Below are 17,756 nucleotides of genomic sequence, written 5' to 3'. Positions count from 1 at the left end.
AAATTAAAACAGACAACACCATGAAAAAATTAATCTTTAGTCTTTCAATTTTAGCTACACTTTTTACAGGTTGTACTTCAAGTGATGACGATTCTTCAGTTGAACCGGTAACTGGGGAAATTTCAGGAGATATTACTACAAACAAAACGTATGTAAAAGGAAATTACACTTTATCAAGTTCTGTAAGAGTAAAATCAGGAGCTACATTAACAATCGAAGCAGGTTCGGTTTTAACTGCACAGGACGCTAACGGATTAATCACTTTAACTGTTGAAAAAGGTGGAAAACTAATCATGGTTGGTACTGCAGCAGAACCAATCATTTGTACTTCAGTTACTAAAACTCCTGGAGCTTGGGGCGGAATTGTGATGTACGGAGATGCTCCAATCGTTCCTTCAACTTCTTCAACTACTGCTACTTCTGAAGACGGAACAAGCACAACTTACGGCGGAACTGTAGCTGCAGATAACAGCGGAACATTAAAATATGTACGTGTGGAATACGCAGGAAGAAAAATCGCTGACGGAACAAAAGAATTAAACGCGTTCTCAATGTACGCAGTAGGTAGCGGTACAATTTTAGAAAACTTAGTAGCTTACAAAGGTTCAGATGACGGAATCGAATTTTACGGAGGAACTGTAAGTGCTAAAAACATTATCTGCTACGGAAACACGGATGATTCTTTCGACTGGCAAGACGGATGGAGAGGTCAAGACAACTCTAACTGGTATGCATACCAAACGGGAACAGGAAACTTCGGAATGGAAGTTGAATGTAAATCAGTTAACAATGCATTCTGGCCAAAAGTAACGAACATTACATTAAAAAGAGCGGCAGGTACGTTAACTGAAAATGCATCTGTTGAATATGATGCAATCCAATTCAAAAAAGAAGGAAACGGAGATTTCAGCAACATTTTAATCGAAGGTTATAACGATGCTAATGCAGTAGCGGTAAGAATCCAGGATGCAGCAACAAATAACAATCAGGTGAATGCTTCAAAAATCAAATTGACTAATGTTAAAATTACCGGATCAACTCCACAAACTGGAGCCGGAGCATCATTCACGGTTGCTTTCCCAACAGGACAATACACAACTACAACATCTACAACAGGTGCAAGTTTAACAGGCGGTGCCTGGAGTACTGTAGACGGTGTAAGTTTAGTACAATAATCACTGAAAAAGTTCAATAAAAAATGCTCCAATTATGGAGCATTTTTTTTGGTATAATTTTTGAAATATTTTTTATATCTTTACAATTCAATTTGATTCAATGGCAAAAAAATACTTTTATATTACATCTTTGTTACTTCTTTTTTCTTCAGGCATTTACGCCCAGGAAAATAAGGATACTGCCGTGAATTCAAAAATCCAGGAACAACCCTTTGAAAATTTAAACATATATCCCAATCCGGTTGTCAATGACCGTGTGTATATTACTTCAAAAACCACTGCACCAAAGGATATCGAAATTTTTGACGTATTAGGTAAACGCGTGATGCAAATCACAATTTCCAGTAAGGAACTAAACGTTTCTTCTCTAACGCCGGGAGTTTACATCATCAAAATCAAAGAAGGTGAACAACGTGCTACACGGAAGTTAATCATCAAATAAAACAAATTGGAAAAATCATAAAACTTTAAGTTTTATTTACATTGAATTCTTTTTTCCTAAAGAAATTACTTATTATATTTGTTGTCCAATTAAAAATAAAAAACAATGAAAAAAATTTACTTTATAGGTGCTTTATTAGCCACTGCATTAACAAGTAATGCACAAGTTGTAATTAGCCAAGTTTACGGTGGTGGTGGTAATGCCGGAGCACCATATACAAATGATTTTATTGAATTATTCAATCGTGGAACAGCTGCAGTTAGCCTTAACGGATGGTCAGTACAGTACACATCAACAGCTGGACCTGCTGCTGCACCAAATAACTTTTGGTTCATGACACCTCTTCCTAATGTAACATTACAACCTGGTCAATATTTTCTTATTCAACAAGGCGGAGGAGCTACCGGATCTGCATTACCAACACCTGATGCAAATGGAGCAAACCCTGGAACCCTTGGAAGTAACGGTGCTGCAACTGGAGCAATTGCAATGGCTTCAGCTAACGGAAAAGTAATCCTCGTAAATAGCACAACACAAGAAACTACATCAAACCCATCTGGAGCCAACATTATAGACAAGGTAGGATATGGATCTGCTAATGCTTTTGAAGGCGCTGGTGCTACTGGTGCATTATCCAATACAACAGCTGCAATAAGAAACACCGGAGGCTGTATAGACACAGACAGCAATTCAGCAGATTTTACTGTTGCCACTCCTACTCCAAGAAACACAGCTACTACTTTAAGTCCTTGTACTTTAAGCAATCCTGACAATAGTATCTCAGGTTTAAAAGTATACCCTAACCCAGCAAAAAACAACTTATATATTTCTTCTGACAGTTTCGCAGAAAAACAAATTGAACTTTATGATGTTTTAGGCAAAGTTGCTTTAAAAGCTAAAGTTACTAACGCTCCGATCAACCTATCTGGTTTAACAAGTGGCGTTTATGTAGTAAAAGTTACCGAAGAAGGTAAAACCGCTACAAGAAAAATCGTAATTGAATAACTATTTTTTAATAAAATTCTTAAAAAGCACTGATATTCTCAGTGCTTTTTTTATACTTTTGCCGGCTAAAAAATAAATAATGAAAAACCTTTACATTACCTTTTTAGCCTTAGTTTCTTCGGCTGTATTTTCACAAACAACAATTTTCTCTGAAAACTTCGGAACTCCTGTCACAAGCCCAACACAAATATCATCTCATACCTTCCAAAACAATACCGCACCAATTTCTTTTAACGGAAACGCAACACTTACAACCTTAACCCCTTCTGATTACCAAGGAGCCTCAGGAGGAGGCTGTGTATTTTTAGGAGGGACTTCACCTGCTAAAGAAATTATAATAGGAGGAATTAACACGATGGATTATTCAAACATTACTATGTCTTTCGGTCATTACAAAGGCACACTTGCTTCTACAAACGAATTAACAATCTCTGTAAGTGAAGACGGTAATACTTGGACACCACTAACATACACAAGAGCTACTGGCCCATCAGTATGGCAAATCATTACCCCATCTGGAACAATTCCAACAACTCAAAACCTAAGAATTCGTTTTGAAAACCCAGTATCTAACATAGGATTTAGAGTTGACGATATCAAACTTACTGGTACATCTGCGCTAAACAATAATAAAAACACAATAGCAGGCCTTAAAGTTTATCCTAATCCTACTAAAAGCACATTATTTGTTACTTCTGACAGTTTTTCAGAAAAACAAGTGGAATTGTATGACACTTTAGGAAAAATAGTTTTAAAAATCAAGACCAATAACAGCCCAATTAATCTATCTGGTTTGTCCAGAGGAGTTTATGTAGCCAAAATAATTGAAGAAGAAAAAACGGCTACACGAAAATTTGTTATTGAATAGCTTTTTCAAAAAGCAAACTTCAAAAGCACTAGTCATCATTAGTGCTTTTTCATTAACAAACTTAACACATAGCAAACATTTTTTTTGCCTCTGAAACATCCTGAATAAAAATAACCTCAAATGATATCATGAAAACAAAACATTTTTTTTAATTACTTTTTTTAGCGTTTATTCATTATTAAGCAATGCACAAAATGTCCAGTCAAACAGCTTAGCCACTAGTGGAGGTTCCCAAGCTGGAACTACAACTTCAGGCATCGGACGGAATACATTTTACGGATACCAGTCGGGAAAAACCACAAATCAATCAGGAGTTAGCAATACTTTTATTGGTCATGAAAGCGGTATATATAACACCAACGGATCAAACAACAGCTTTATAGGCACTGGAGCCGGGTCACAAAACACCACAGGCTCTTCTAATTCATTTATAGGGACAGATGCCGGACAAAACAACACATCAGGATTAAACAATGTATTTATTGGAATGGCTGCTGGAGTAATGAACACAACAGGAATCGGAAATGTATACATCGGAGCTGGGTCATGTATGGGATCAGGCACAACAACAGGAAGCAGTAGAAATACTTTCCTAGGAGCATTTACAGGACCAAATGCAAGCGGTGATAGTGAAGAAATTGGATCAGGAAATGTCTTTATAGGATATAATGTCGGATCACGCGAAACCGGTAATGACAAATTAATGATAGACAATACAGATTCATCAACCTCTCTTATTTGGGGAGATTTCGCGAATGACAGATTAAAATTCAATGGCAAAGTAGGTATTGGCTATGGATTTAGCAATTATCCTTCAACAAGCGGAACTGTTAATGTATCTAATTACAATCTTTTTGTAAAGGGAGGTATTTTAACAGAGCAAGTCCGTGTAACCCTTCAAAGCACATGGGCTGATTATGTTTTCAAGAAAGACTATAGATTGCCAACACTTACTGAAGTAGAAAATCACATTGCTACAAAAGGTCATTTAATCAATGTCCCAAGTGCTGAAGAAGTAAAAAACAATGGCATTGAATTAGGCGAAATGTCTAAAATCCAACAAGAAAAAATTGAAGAACTAACATTGTATGTTATCGAACAAAATAAAATCAACGAAAAGCAAGCTAAAGAAATCAAAGAATTAAAAGCTTTAGTAAGCAAATTGATTGAGAAAGACAGTGCTAGAAAATAAGACATGAAAAAAATAATCATTTTTCTATTACTAATAACTGGAGTTATTGGTAAAGCACAAATCCCATCAGACAAAATAATATTAACTCCCAACGGATATTTTGATAAAGTTTTCGATCGTTTTGGTAATCAATACGAGTTAAAAGATTTAGAAGTAGGCAAAGATCAAATAAAAGACAACAACACAAGCAGAACAACTACCATTAGTTGCAATCCGGGCATATTCGAATTGTATTTTGAAACAAACTCCGGCATGGAAAACACCAGCAATCCGATCCATAACCAACGCAGAGAAGTTCTTTGTAGGGTCTTAAAAGATATTTCAGACTTTATCATAGATGCTCCTATCAAAGATCCTACAAACACCACAAAAGTCAGACTTTGGATACGAAACATTGACAACTTGAATGCACCTAGCAATGCTTTGGGCACAGGAACCTCATTCTACACAATGCCATATAATCCTGTAGTAAATTTTGGTGGTATTATCGATGGAGAAGTATACAAAACTATACACGGAGGTATAGATTCCTACACATCAACTGCAGTACCTCTAATTGATTCTGATGGCTCTACGGCATCATCAGGAAAATTCTACCACGGCATGATGTCAATTAATTTTGATAGCCCTTCCTGGAATTTAAATATGCTTTCAACCACAGAAACAGGAGAATATGATTTATATTCAATCATTTTACATGAAATTACACATGTTTTAGGCTTCAATAGTTTGATAAAAAAAAACGGACAATCAGTTTTCGGATTAGGATACCAATATTACTCACGTTACGACCTTCACATAAAAGACAATTTGAATAACCAGTATGTAATATCGAATTCAGATTCATGTTCTTCAATGTACAATTATGATTATAACGAAGGCACATTGACGGCTAACGCATCAAACTGTACAACAAATCAGACAATTTGTTCAAATGCATTAAAATTTGTTGGAACCAATACAATTCCAGTGTACACTCCAAACTGCTTTGAAGAAGGCAGTAGCTTCAGTCATTTCGAAGACTTGTGCATTAGCCCTCCAAATAATGGCAATGACACTTATTTTGCAATGAGTAACAAACAAAATTCCGGAAATGAATACACTAAACGCTTTTTAAAACCAGAAGAACGGAATGCCTTAATTGATATCGGATATACCTTGAACTTTATTTATGGAGATGAAAACTTCGTTTTAAACAGTTATAATAATTACGGAAGTAATACAACCGGGAGTTATACAGCAGGGGTGAATGATGGAATTTCACCAACAGGAACGTTTTCATTTATTGGAAATACAAATACTCAAATAGCTATTACAAACATCATTTTGAATGACCACAACGCAGCTTCATTTGAATGTCTTGAAGATGTCTACGACACTACAGCAACATTCTCTGAAAGAACAGGCAATGCATCAACCACAATTAACTTCAGCAGTACAGTTTCTGGCCTACATCTATTAAGATATATACCAGTAAATCTAGATGAAAAAAAAGGAAATATAACTTACATCTACGTTTATGTAATTGAAAACGGTAGTTGTGCAATACCATCAACTTGTAATCTGGTTTTAAATGGTGATTTCGAACAGCATAATGAAACTCTAGTGAATAGTATGAGCCAATTTCACAATACAGCATGTGGTTGGAGCTCGACACGTCTTTACGGAAGCAACGAATACTTTCACAGTGATTTAACAACACCTGCTCCTAATGGTGTCAACCTAAACGTTCCTTGCAATAATTTAGGATTTGAAACTGACCAAAGAAATGGCAGGGCATATGCCGGCATGTACGTTATGACCAATCGAAGTGGATATAGCGAGAGCATCAGAACGAAGTTAAAAACTCCATTACTTCCAAATACAAAATACATATTGAATATGGATATTTCACTAGCTGAATCAACCAGTAATGTAGCTGTAAAATTTCAGGGCTACTTAAGCAAAACATTTATTTTCCAATCTGGAAACTCCTATATTCCCATCAGTAATCAATCAATGCTTAAAACATCTCCAGTCTATTCAACAATTACAAATGGCTGGCATACAGTCTCTTTGGAATTTACAACCGATTCAACAGGAGGTGAAGAATACCTTTACCTTGGTGTATTAACTAATCAAGCAGGACCTGATATAAACATAATCCCAGTAACTCCAATCAATGGCTGCGGCACAATAGCTTATTTACAAAGGCAACCTTATTATTTTGTTGACAATGTAAGTCTTATTCCATCGCATGGAGCAGGCTTAAATCTGCCTGCAAACATTTGCGCAAATTCAACTCTGCAAAATTTAGTGAATTACACTAGCTCATGCCCTAGCAATGGTATTTTCAGTGGACACGGAATAACAAACTTAGGCTCATCTTTTACTTTTGATGCATCACAAGCAGGATCAGGGCTCCATCAAATTAATTACACCTATATAAATTCTGAAAACTGTTTGATTACTATTTCTGACACAATTTATGTTGACCCAATACTATTACCTAATTTTACAGCTACAGCACCAATCTGCACCGGCACAACATTAAATCCACTACCCACAACATCAACTAATGCAATAACAGGAACATGGTCACCGCCATTAAACAATACCATGACCACTACTTATACTTTTACACCTAACTCAGGACAATGTGCCACAAGTACAAGTCTTACTATTACAGTTTTAAATTCAAATGACCCGAGTTGTTCAAACAATTTATGTGTTGAAAATCTAACTTTAACAAATCCAGAACCTTCAACAAACAATTACGCTCATACATACAATACAAGTTCTTGGATAGTATGCAATAATAACTATGACGTAAATGGTCAAAACATTACACTCAATGCGCAAACGAGTATCGATTTAGCACCAAACACTTACATTCATGGTAATTCAACATTTTTAGCCAGAATAGAGGATTGTCCGGAAAACGTTAACAAAAAAGCAATTAGAGAAAAAGACGAGGATAACATCGGTAGTTCAATCTTGATTTATCCCAACCCAACCAACGACTATATTACCATTACTTCTGAAGACAAATACATGAAGAACATCGAAATAATATCAATAGATGGTAAATCTTTCTATAGTAATAACAATTTCAAGGATAAAAAACAATTAATCGATTTGAGTAAATATCAGAACGGCATTTACATTATTAGAATTGAAACAGAAGATAATAAAACCATCAACCGTAAAATAGTTAAGAATTAGTCATATAATAATATAGTTATTCAAAAAACGTCAACCTTTCCGGTTGACGTTTTTTTGATTATCGACAAAATCAACCCATTCTATAAAATTTCCCACATCAATGACTACTCATTAGCTTCATAGAAACATTTTACCCACGAAAATTTGCTACTGAATAACACACAAGAACCTAATTATAAGCAACTTAAATACCGTCTTAATTTCACAAGGCGGTATTTTTTTATATGTAATTAAACTTGTAATCAATTTCAGCATATCCGCATCACCAAAATTAGTTAGATAAAAAATCTGCAAACTAATCATTTTCAGTACAATGTGTCTTTTTGTCGAGTAAATAGATTAGTTACCGATTAAATTATTATCGACGAAATGCAGTAACTACTTTTACATCATCAATAACAAAGAACATAACACAAACATCAAATATGAAAACGATTTATTTTTTAGTAGCACTTACACTTTCAATCTCTGCTAACGCTTTAACAACAAACCAAAAGGATATTGAAAATCCTAAAGCAGCAAAAAAAGTCTCTGCATTAGAAAGCAAAATGAATAGCAGCAAGATTGATGGATTAAAAATTGTTTCTTACGATTCTAAAAAAATGGGGAAACATATCTACGTAGTTTCTGATAATTACGTTCAGAAAAAAGTATCAATTTACAATTTCAAAGGAGAAAGAGTGTTCAAAACTACAACAGTAGGTTCACCAATCTATCTTTCTAAATTTGAAAAAGGAAATTATGCCATCAAAATCAAAGAAGGCGGAAAAACTGAAATCAAGGAACTGACAGTCAATTAATTTTGATCTTCATATACCCGAAAGCCCTGCCATTTTGCAGGGCTTTCAATTTTTGCTTAATTTTGGACCATGCTTAGTACATCCGACATATTTCACATTGGCTCCAAAAAAGAATTCGAAAAAATCACACTGAAAGCATTTCGTTTTCAATATGACAACAACAACGTTTACAGGGATTTTTGTACATTCTTAAAGAAAGACAAAACCAATGTAAAACGGATTGAAGATATTCCTTTTTTACCCATTCAGTTTTTTAAAAGCCATAATGTACTGAGTTCTTCCGAAGCAATCCAAACCACTTTCACAAGCAGCGGAACAACCGGAATGAATACAAGCAGACACCATGTTACTGATTTGGAATTTTACGAAGACAGTTACCGTTTAGCATTCCGTCAATTTTACGGGAATATTGAAGATTATGTGGTTTTGGCCTTACTTCCATCCTATCTGGAACGGGAAGGTTCATCGCTAATTTACATGGTGGATGATTTAATCAAAGCATCTAATAATCCTGAGAGCGGTTTCTTTCTCCACAATCACGACGAACTTATTGAAAAATTGATCCGTTTGGATAATGATGGTCAAAACGTAATTCTTATTGGCGTAACCTATGCCTTATTGGACTTAATTGAAAAACAGCAATTTAAGCTCAAAAACACCATCATCATGGAAACTGGAGGCATGAAAGGCAAACGAAAAGAGATTATCAGAGAAGAATTACATGAAATCTTATGCTCTGGTTTTGGCGTTCCCGAAATTCATTCAGAGTACGGCATGACCGAATTACTTTCACAGGCTTATTCGTTAGGTAACGGCATATTTGAATGTCCGGCCTGGATGAGAATTCTGGTACGTGATACTGAAGACGCTTTAACTTACATTGAAGAAGGTAAAACAGGAGGAGTCAACGTTATTGATTTAGCTAACATCAATTCCTGTTCTTTTATAGCAACACAGGATTTGGGCAAAATAACAGGAAACAATTCATTCGAAATTCTTGGAAGATTCGACAATTCAGATATACGCGGATGCAATTTGATGGTAATGTAAATTTACTTCAGACATTATATAAAAATAAAACCCTCACTTTTCAGCAAGGGTTTTAACCAATCTATAATCAAAATTTAGTATCTGGCAAACAAGAAACTCTGTCCGCCCATATTAATAGTAAACTCATTTTTAGCTTCATTAAATTGCAACTCAACTCCGGCTGCATCAGATTTGAATTTATCCTTTCCGGCTGACTCAAAAGTAAGCGGCGGTCCTTGACCTTCTTCAGGTGTACCAACAAGTGCTCCATCTTCATTAGTGAAGTTAATTTTAACCGGAATCTGTTTGCTGGAAAACTTTCCTAAGTAAGCATCCAAAGCCGGTTCTTTTTCCAATTCATTTTTTCCATCTTCCCACACATTATTACTCGGATTCACATCAGGAAAAGCACGATCAGGATCTATCGTAATCGTTGCTATTTCTTCAATTGTATTTAATTTAAACTTCCAATCAGTATTACGCTGCCAAACCTCAACCGGCAATTGCACACGACTTACTGCTCCCGACTTAGTTTTTACTTCCAAAATAACCGGCATGGCCATTTTTTCGAAGTTTTCTATAGAAACCAAAGCTCCGTTTTTAGGATTGTTTTTTAAATATTTAATCTTAGTAATCCCTTGATCCAATCTCCAGTTGTTAATGAACCAACCTCTCCAAAACCAATTTAAATCTTCACCTGTTACATTTTCCATTGTTCTGAAAAAGTCATCTGGTGTTGGATGCTTAAAAGCCCAACGCTCAATATAAACTTTGAAAGCTCTGTCAAATCGTTCTTTACCCAATACCTGCTCTCTCAACATTACTAATCCCAATGACGGTTTTTCATAAGCTAACACATCCAGATTTTGTTCTTTCATTCCGTCAGGAGTTGTCATTACCGGCTCTAAATCCGGGTTAGTTAAAAAATTAGCACCACGATGCATATTTCTTGGTTTGGTTTTATACTCCCCATTATTAAAATCTGACGAACTCAACGAGTTGATAAATGTATTCAATCCTTCATCCATCCAGGCGAATAGTCGTTCGTTAGAACCCACAATCATTGGAAACCATGTATGACCAAATTCATGATCGGTAACCCTCCATAAATCTTCCCCACCATATTTCCAATCGCAAAAAACAATACCTGGATATTCCATTCCTCCTGCACTTCCACTGGCGACATTAACGGCTGCCGGATAAGGATATTCCAACCAACGCTTAGAATAATTTTCAATGGAATACTTAGTATATTCGGTAGATCTTCCCCAAGCTTCCTGCCCTGCACTTTCAACAGGATAAGCTGAAATAGCCAATGATTTTTTTCCACTTGGAAGATTAATTTTAGATGCATCAACTATAAAAGATGCTGATGAAGACCATGAAACATCACGCGCGTTCTTCATTTTAAAACGCCAGGTTAAGGTCGTTCCGGAAGGTCTCGAATTAGCATTTGAAACTTCTTCCGCCGAACGGATAGTTACTGCCTTATCACTTTGAGCAGCTAACTTCCATCTTTTTTGTTGTTCTGCCGTATATACTTCAGCAGGATTCATTAATTCACCTGAGCACACAACAATATGACTAGAAGGAGCCGTTACAGCCACATCAAAATCACCGTACTCTAAATAAAACTCTCCCGCACCAAGGTATGGTAAAGAATTCCATCCTTTAACATCATCATACACGCACATTCTTGGATACCACTGTGCCATGCTGAATATTTTACCGTTTTGCGTCTCATGCACGCCCATTCTGTTTGAACCGAAGTTGGGCGAAATAAATGAAAAATCAATTTTAAGTGTCACTTTCCCTCCATTAGCTTGAAGTTCCTGTGGCAAAAACACCTGCATACGGGTATCTATAATTTCAAATTTAACTTCTTTTTCAACCGTTTTGCCGTTTGCATTTGAAACAACACTAACCGACTTGATTTTATGTCCTCCGTCGAATATTTGCCCTTTATCCCCATTACGGCCTCCTGACGAAGGAATAGTCGATTTCCCACGCGAACCGTCCTTAAATAAATTCTGATCAACATTCATCCACAGAAAAGAAATTTTATCCGGACTGTTATTGGTGTAAGTCAAGACTTCTGTTCCAATAATTTCATTCTTTTGGTCATTTAAAACAGCTGTTAATTTATAATCGGCTCTGTTTTGCCAATACTTAGCTCCGGGCTGACCGCTTACCGAGCGGGTTTCAGTAGCATTCTTGGTGTAAAAATTTGGTCCGAACGCAGCATGATAATCGTATTTAGATACTGTTTTTGATGGCTGCTCCTGAGCCAACATTTTTGTAGTCCCTAATGAGAATATCAAAAGGGAAACCATTGTAATAATTTGTTTGTTCATGATTTTGATTGATGATTTTTGATTAAACTATTCTTGTTCGTCTAATTTTTTGGTCATATTGAATCCAATGAATAAAGCAGCTCCAGCCATGGTAAAAATTGTTGCCGGATAAACACCATTTTCATTCAATGAAGTATAGGTAGTCAATAATAAAGCAGTGAAAGCCCCAATACCGATACCCATTAACAATAGTGCCAGATTCAAAAGTATTACTTTATAAAAAGGTGATTTACTTTTTGCGCCCGGCATAAAAATACTCGCATCAACACCTTTTTCGATAAGTGCTAAACGTTCTCTGTTTCTCGTTGATAAATAAAGATACACCACACCGAAAACGGCAAAGAAAAAACTGATTGGAATTAAAATGTCTCCTAACATAATTGATTGATTTAAATTAATATTGATTGATATGTTCACAAGCTATGACGACCGCTGTTTCATTTTGGTTACAGAAAAAAGAAAAAATATTTTTTTGTCGTAACTTGTAACCTAATTCGATACTTTGTCGTCTTACATATATATGGGCCATATAGAAGACCAACATTATATCAATTTAGTTTTAAACGGAAACACTAATGCTTTTGCTACATTAGTTGACCGTTATAAAGACATGGTCTATTCATTGGCAATCAAAATGCTGAACAATAAGGAAGAAGCCGAAGAAATTGCTCAGGACACATTTATCAAGATTTACAATTCCTTGAATAAATTCAAAGGTGAATCAAAATTTTCAACCTGGCTTTACAAAATAACTTACAATACTTGCTTAGACTCCTTAAAGAAAAACAAAAAAGAAAAAAAAGTAGCCTATATTGAGGATTTTAGCGAACATCAGACTAAAGCATTAGAAAACAGTTTTGATGCCATTGACGAAAAAGAAAAACACCAAGCCATTCAGGAATGTTTAGAAGAATTACCAAGCGACGAAGCTTTCCTGATAACGTTATACTATTTTGACGAACAGTCGGTAGAGGAAATTTCCAAGATCATGAACAACAGTGTGAGCAATATTAAAGTGAAGCTCTTCAGAACCCGAAAGAAACTAGCTTCCATCTTAAAGCAACGATTAGAACCTGAAATAATTAATTATTATGAGTAAGAACGAAGACAAACATATAGAGGAGCTGGTTGACCACTTCATGAAGGATCGTGTTTTAGACACTCCATCGTTCGATTTCACTTCAAAAGTGATGTCACAGGTATTGACAACCAAAACAAGTAGCATTACCAAATACGAACCGTTGATTTCAAAGAAAATATTAATAACTATATTTAGCTTATTATTGGCTTTGATCATTTCCAGTTTTTTCTATGACACAACAGGGTCAAGCAGATGGGCTCCACACATAGACTTTATTCCTTTCAATAACATAACAGCTTCTTATGAATTTTCAGCAGTGACTACTTATAGCTTTGTTTTGACAGCCATCATGATATTCATACAGATTCCGATTTTGAAAAACTATTACGACAGTAAATTCGATGTATAAAACCAATTACAATAAAAGCCGCTTCTAATTGAGCGGCTTTTTATTTGACATCGACTATCAATATCATCTGCTCAACGAAATAATCTTCGCTGTTTCAATTTAATTCCGCCAAATCATTTTGAAACAGAACTAATTAAGAATTTTGGCAGACAAAAATATTACCAAACAAAAAGCCGCTTCAATTGAAGCGGCTTTTCTATCAATAATTTCAAATATTAATATCTGTAGTATTCTGGCTTAAACGGACCTTGAACCTCAACACCGATATAAGCAGCTTGCTCATCATTCAATGTTTCCAATTCAACTCCCAATTTAGCCAAGTGTAAAGCTGCTACTTTCTCATCTAAATGTTTCGGTAACATATACACTTCATTTTTATAGTTAGCAGAGTTATTCCACAACTCCAACTGTGCCAATGTCTGATTCGTGAAAGAGTTTGACATTACAAATGACGGGTGACCCGTAGCACAACCTAAGTTTACTAAACGTCCTTCAGCTAAAATTAAAATATCGTTTCCGTTTACGTTGTATTTATCAACCTGCGGTTTGATTTCAATTTTTGACGCACCGTGGTTTTTGTTTAACCAAGCCATATCGATTTCGTTATCGAAGTGACCGATGTTACAAACGATGGTTTTATCTTTCATTGCTTCGAAATGCTTACCAACAACAATATCTTTGTTACCAGTTGTAGTGATCACGATATCAGCATTTCCAACCACTGTATCTAATTTTTTCACTTCAAAACCGTCCATTGCAGCTTGTAAAGCACAAATTGGATCAATTTCAGTTACTGTAACAATAGAACCTGCACCACGGAAAGAAGCCGCTGTACCTTTACCTACATCACCGTATCCACAAACCACAACTCTTTTACCTGCTAACATAACGTCAGTTGCACGACGGATAGCATCAACAGCAGATTCTTTACATCCGTATTTGTTGTCAAATTTCGATTTAGTAACCGAATCATTCACGTTGATTGCCGGCATGAATAACGTTCCGTTTTTCATTCTTTCGTATAAACGGTGAACTCCTGTAGTTGTTTCTTCTGATAAACCTTTGATACCAGGAATCAATTCAGGGTAACGGTCAAAAACCATATTGGTTAAATCACCACCATCATCCAAGATCATATTCAATGGTTTTCTGTCTTCACCAAAGAATAATGTTTGCTCGATACACCAGTCAAAAGACTCTTCATCAAGACCTTTCCAAGCATAAACCTGGATTCCTGCAGCAGCAATAGCAGCAGCAGCCTGATCCTGAGTAGAGAAAATATTACAAGAAGACCAAGTTACCTCAGCTCCCAAAGCGATTAACGTTTCAATTAATACCGCTGTTTGGATTGTCATGTGCAAACATCCTGCAATACGTGCACCTTTTAGCGGCTGGCTTGCTCCATATTCAGCACGAAGTGCCATTAAACCTGGCATTTCAGCTTCTGCCAATTCGATTTCTTTTCTTCCCCAAGCTGCAAGATTAATATCTTTAACCTTATACGCTACAAATGGAATTGTTGTTGTACTCATCTATTTTAGTATATTTGTTTAACAAAATTCGGACTGCAAAATTACTGATTAGTTTTCGATTTCCCAATTATTAATCGATATTTAATATTTGTTTAATAAATATAAAACACTAATTTTCAGCATATTTAATTTTAGGAGCTATTTCCCGTCTTCCGCTGTATCTTTTTAAAATTGAACTTCGACAGGCTCAGTTGACAATTTTAAAAAGGATGCCGCTTCAACCGGGGCTATTTTAGAGAGCCATGCCTTTATTCAAGACCATCCATATCAACAATGACACTACGGTTTTCCTTTGGGAAATAACCGAAGATTTTAATGAACTATTCCGTCAGGCATCCCTCAAAGACACTTCTTTGGCCCGGATGGAAAACATGAAATCAGAAAGCCATCAAAAGGGATTTTTGAGCGTCCGGATGCTACTTCAACATTGTGGCTACACCGATTTTGATTTGTTTTATGACGAATTCGGGAAACCGCATTTAAATGACGGCACCCATATTTCAATCTCACATTCTTTCGATTTTTCGGCAATTGCCCTGAGCAGGAAAAACATCGGAATAGACATCGAACAAATCAAAGAAAAAGTATTGCGTATTGCTCCGCGGTTTATGGAAATGTGGCATCTCGAAAATCTTTCACCGGAAGATCAAACGAAAAAAGCCACCGTGATTTGGGGAACCAAGGAAGCAATTTTCAAAGTTAAAAATGAGGTTGGCATCAGTTTCTCAGATCATATTTTCGAAAAAGATTTTTTACTTTCTGATAAAATCTGCAAAGCCGAATTACATTTCAACAATCAAATCGAAAACTTCGACATCTGTTTTGAAGAGATAATCCCAAATGGCTCCAACACTGAAAAACAGAATTATATGCTCATTTGTGCACGCCACGGGAAATAACGGTTAAATAAAAATTGTATTCAACACAATCATAACAAAACTAACCAAAATACTGACTAACAGTAAGTCGAAAACCAATTTTGGCTTTTGCTGTGACAAAATCGAACCGTTAAGAATCATACAGGCAATTACAACTGCCGCCAACTGAATCATCTGTCCAAATGAAGTCCCATTTTGAAGAATATACATTACTGCAACTGATCCGAAACAGCTCTGCCCAATAATTGCCAAAGTCGCAAATCCCATGTATCCTTTGCGAAAATCTCCCAATGCTTTTTGATAAAGTGTCATAATCTTTGTTTTTATTACAACAAAGTTAATTCACACTTACATCCTGATTTTATGACTCAAATCATAAAGGAAAAATTACCGGAAAACTTTCCTGTTAATGATTTTTATCTTCTTTTTTGTTTCAAGGGTTTTTATGGAACGGATTACCGTTTCCACCCTTAGACCGGTTAAATCAGCCATCTGCTGACGGGTCAAATCAATACGGTAACCTTCCGGTTCTTTTTCGATTTTAAAAAAACGGATCGAATAATCCATTAAAGTGAGTAAACGGTGTTCCGGATCCTGTGAAGAGATTTCGGCAGACATGACCGCCTTATAATGGAGACGCCGGGATAAATTTTCAATAACTGCCAGCGAAACTTCTGCATTCTCCGTTACCAATCTTCTGAACAATTCTTTTTTCATTACCAGTAATTCACAATCGGTTACCGCAATTGCATTGGCAGGAAACACCCGCTCCAAAAACAATGGCGGTTCACCAAAACTCTGTCCGTGATGAAAAATTCCCTGAATAAATTCTTTCCCTTCGTCATTGAAGTTACACATTTTAACTTCACCGGTTACAATCTGATAATAATACAGCGGTAATTCATTTTCTTTAAAAATCAGGCTTCCTTTTTTATACTTCTTGGCAATCGCCCCATTTGAAATCAGTAATGCTTCAGAAATCATATTATTTTGATAGGTTCACCAACAAAATTACCATTAAAATTTTACCGATTTTAAAAAAGACCTACTTTTACAACTGAATAAGCAAGAAGAAATGGTTTACCCGCAAATTGTAGCAGCTAAAGAGAATAACCAAAAATTGTTGGCCATTTTATTGGATCCTGACAAAATCAACATGGATTCACTACCTTCCTTAATGGAGAAAATTAAAAAATCTCCGGCTACCCACATTTTCGTAGGCGGAAGTATAGTAGAGACAGACATTATTGACGAACTTATCCTTTCACTGAAACAACAAATAGAATTACCAATTGTTCTTTTTCCGGGAAATCCATCACAAATTTCCGAAAAAGCCGATGCCATTCTTTTCCTGACTTTATTATCAGGCCGAAACCCTGATTACCTAATAGAACATCAGGTAAACGCCGTACCCATTTTAAAGAAAACCCAACTCGAAGTAATATCAACCGGATACATACTTATCGAAAGTGGAAAACAAACAGCAGTTGAACGCATAAGCCAAACCACACCGCTCAGCAGAAACAATCCCGGCTATACTTTGCAAACCGCACAGGCCGGAGAATACATCGGCAACAAACTCATCTATCTTGAGGCCGGAAGTGGTGCTCAACAGACAGTTCCTTTAGAAATGATAGAAAAAGTATCGGGTCAAATCGAAATTCCGGTAATTGTAGGCGGCGGTATCCGAACCAAAAAAGCTATTGACGATGCTTATGCAGCCGGAGCCGACTTAGTGGTTATTGGAACTGCTTTCGAAAACGATATCAATTTTTTTAACTATTAAC

Annotated in this window: 17 protein-coding genes; 12 read left to right on the top strand and 5 right to left on the bottom strand. The window is 36.0% G+C overall.

The genetic code is table 11. The features are described 5' to 3' along the window. Window positions 1-20: 20 nt before the first annotated feature. The 8 genes from NAT51_RS11055 (at window position 21) to NAT51_RS11020 (ending at window position 9,736) form a co-directional block, all read left to right on the top strand. Entirely contained in the window at window positions 21-1,175 is a 1,155-nt protein-coding gene (locus NAT51_RS11055) for a hypothetical protein (RefSeq protein ID WP_250598968.1), read from the top strand. A gap of 100 nt (window positions 1,176-1,275) precedes the next feature. Then, complete coding sequence (locus NAT51_RS11050; protein ID WP_250598967.1) at window positions 1,276-1,617, top strand: T9SS type A sorting domain-containing protein; 342 nt, start codon at window positions 1,276-1,278, stop codon at window positions 1,615-1,617. Window positions 1,618-1,722: 105 nt separating this feature from the next. Next, window positions 1,723-2,622 (top strand): T9SS type A sorting domain-containing protein, encoded by a 900-nt coding sequence (locus NAT51_RS11045; protein WP_250598966.1) that lies wholly within the window; start codon window positions 1,723-1,725, stop codon window positions 2,620-2,622. A 79-nt stretch (window positions 2,623-2,701) separates the two neighbouring features. Then, window positions 2,702-3,490: a T9SS type A sorting domain-containing protein gene (locus NAT51_RS11040; protein WP_250598965.1), complete on the top strand. Its 789-nt coding sequence runs from the start codon at window positions 2,702-2,704 to the stop codon at window positions 3,488-3,490. Window positions 3,491-3,977: 487 nt separating this feature from the next. Beyond that, complete coding sequence (locus NAT51_RS11035; RefSeq protein WP_250598964.1) at window positions 3,978-4,682, top strand: hypothetical protein; 705 nt, start codon at window positions 3,978-3,980, stop codon at window positions 4,680-4,682. 3 nt (window positions 4,683-4,685) lie between these two features. After that, window positions 4,686-7,886: a T9SS type A sorting domain-containing protein gene (locus NAT51_RS11030; RefSeq protein WP_250598963.1), complete on the top strand. Its 3,201-nt coding sequence runs from the start codon at window positions 4,686-4,688 to the stop codon at window positions 7,884-7,886. Window positions 7,887-8,311: 425 nt separating this feature from the next. Continuing rightward, complete coding sequence (locus NAT51_RS11025) at window positions 8,312-8,686, top strand: T9SS type A sorting domain-containing protein (protein ID WP_250598962.1); 375 nt, start codon at window positions 8,312-8,314, stop codon at window positions 8,684-8,686. A gap of 69 nt (window positions 8,687-8,755) precedes the next feature. Continuing rightward, window positions 8,756-9,736: a LuxE/PaaK family acyltransferase gene (locus NAT51_RS11020; RefSeq protein WP_250598961.1), complete on the top strand. Its 981-nt coding sequence runs from the start codon at window positions 8,756-8,758 to the stop codon at window positions 9,734-9,736. Between the two features lie 74 nt (window positions 9,737-9,810). Here the strand turns inward: NAT51_RS11020 and NAT51_RS11015 are convergent, their stop codons facing one another. Together NAT51_RS11015 and NAT51_RS11010 are read right to left on the bottom strand one after the other, a co-directional pair. After that, window positions 9,811-12,069 (bottom strand): M1 family metallopeptidase, encoded by a 2,259-nt coding sequence (locus tag NAT51_RS11015; protein ID WP_250598960.1) that lies wholly within the window; start codon window positions 12,067-12,069, stop codon window positions 9,811-9,813. A gap of 27 nt (window positions 12,070-12,096) precedes the next feature. Continuing rightward, window positions 12,097-12,447 carry a DUF6249 domain-containing protein gene (locus tag NAT51_RS11010; RefSeq protein WP_250598959.1) on the bottom strand — a complete coding sequence of 117 codons (351 nt, stop codon included), beginning with the start codon at window positions 12,445-12,447 and terminating at the stop codon, window positions 12,097-12,099. A gap of 142 nt (window positions 12,448-12,589) precedes the next feature. On the opposite strand from NAT51_RS11010, the gene NAT51_RS11005 reads away from it, so the two are divergent. Together NAT51_RS11005 and NAT51_RS11000 are read left to right on the top strand one after the other, a co-directional pair. Beyond that, window positions 12,590-13,168, top strand: coding sequence for an RNA polymerase sigma factor (locus NAT51_RS11005; RefSeq protein WP_250598958.1), 579 nt, complete (start codon window positions 12,590-12,592; stop codon window positions 13,166-13,168). After that, on the top strand, window positions 13,161-13,559 hold the full coding sequence (locus NAT51_RS11000) for a hypothetical protein (protein WP_250598957.1): 399 nt from the start codon (window positions 13,161-13,163) through the stop codon (window positions 13,557-13,559). Before NAT51_RS11005 ends, NAT51_RS11000 begins: the two co-directional genes overlap by 8 nt. 215 nt (window positions 13,560-13,774) lie before the next feature. Here the strand turns inward: NAT51_RS11000 and ahcY are convergent, their stop codons facing one another. Then, window positions 13,775-15,091, bottom strand: a complete 1,317-nt coding sequence (gene ahcY / locus NAT51_RS10995; protein ID WP_250598956.1) for an adenosylhomocysteinase — start codon at window positions 15,089-15,091, stop codon at window positions 13,775-13,777. 242 nt (window positions 15,092-15,333) lie between these two features. Between ahcY and NAT51_RS10990 the strand changes: the two genes are divergently transcribed. Then, a complete protein-coding gene (locus NAT51_RS10990; RefSeq protein WP_250598955.1) occupies window positions 15,334-15,990 on the top strand; it encodes a 4'-phosphopantetheinyl transferase family protein in 657 nt (218 codons plus the stop codon). 3 nt (window positions 15,991-15,993) lie between these two features. Here the strand turns inward: NAT51_RS10990 and NAT51_RS10985 are convergent, their stop codons facing one another. Both NAT51_RS10985 and NAT51_RS10980 read right to left on the bottom strand, forming a co-directional pair. After that, entirely contained in the window at window positions 15,994-16,281 is a 288-nt protein-coding gene (locus tag NAT51_RS10985) for a hypothetical protein (protein WP_250598954.1), read from the bottom strand. Window positions 16,282-16,356: 75 nt separating this feature from the next. Then, window positions 16,357-16,953, bottom strand: a complete 597-nt coding sequence (locus NAT51_RS10980; protein ID WP_250598953.1) for a Crp/Fnr family transcriptional regulator — start codon at window positions 16,951-16,953, stop codon at window positions 16,357-16,359. Window positions 16,954-17,044: 91 nt separating this feature from the next. Between NAT51_RS10980 and NAT51_RS10975 the strand changes: the two genes are divergently transcribed. Further along, window positions 17,045-17,755 (top strand): geranylgeranylglyceryl/heptaprenylglyceryl phosphate synthase, encoded by a 711-nt coding sequence (locus tag NAT51_RS10975; RefSeq protein WP_250598952.1) that lies wholly within the window; start codon window positions 17,045-17,047, stop codon window positions 17,753-17,755. Window position 17,756: the final 1 nt, after the last annotated feature.

This window comes from Flavobacterium amniphilum, from assembly GCF_023634845.1.
In the GTDB taxonomy this organism is placed as follows: Bacteria; Bacteroidota; Bacteroidia; order Flavobacteriales; family Flavobacteriaceae; genus Flavobacterium; species Flavobacterium amniphilum.
Note: the sequence above shows the minus strand (reverse complement) of the source record. Positions and strands in the feature narration are given on the sequence as shown.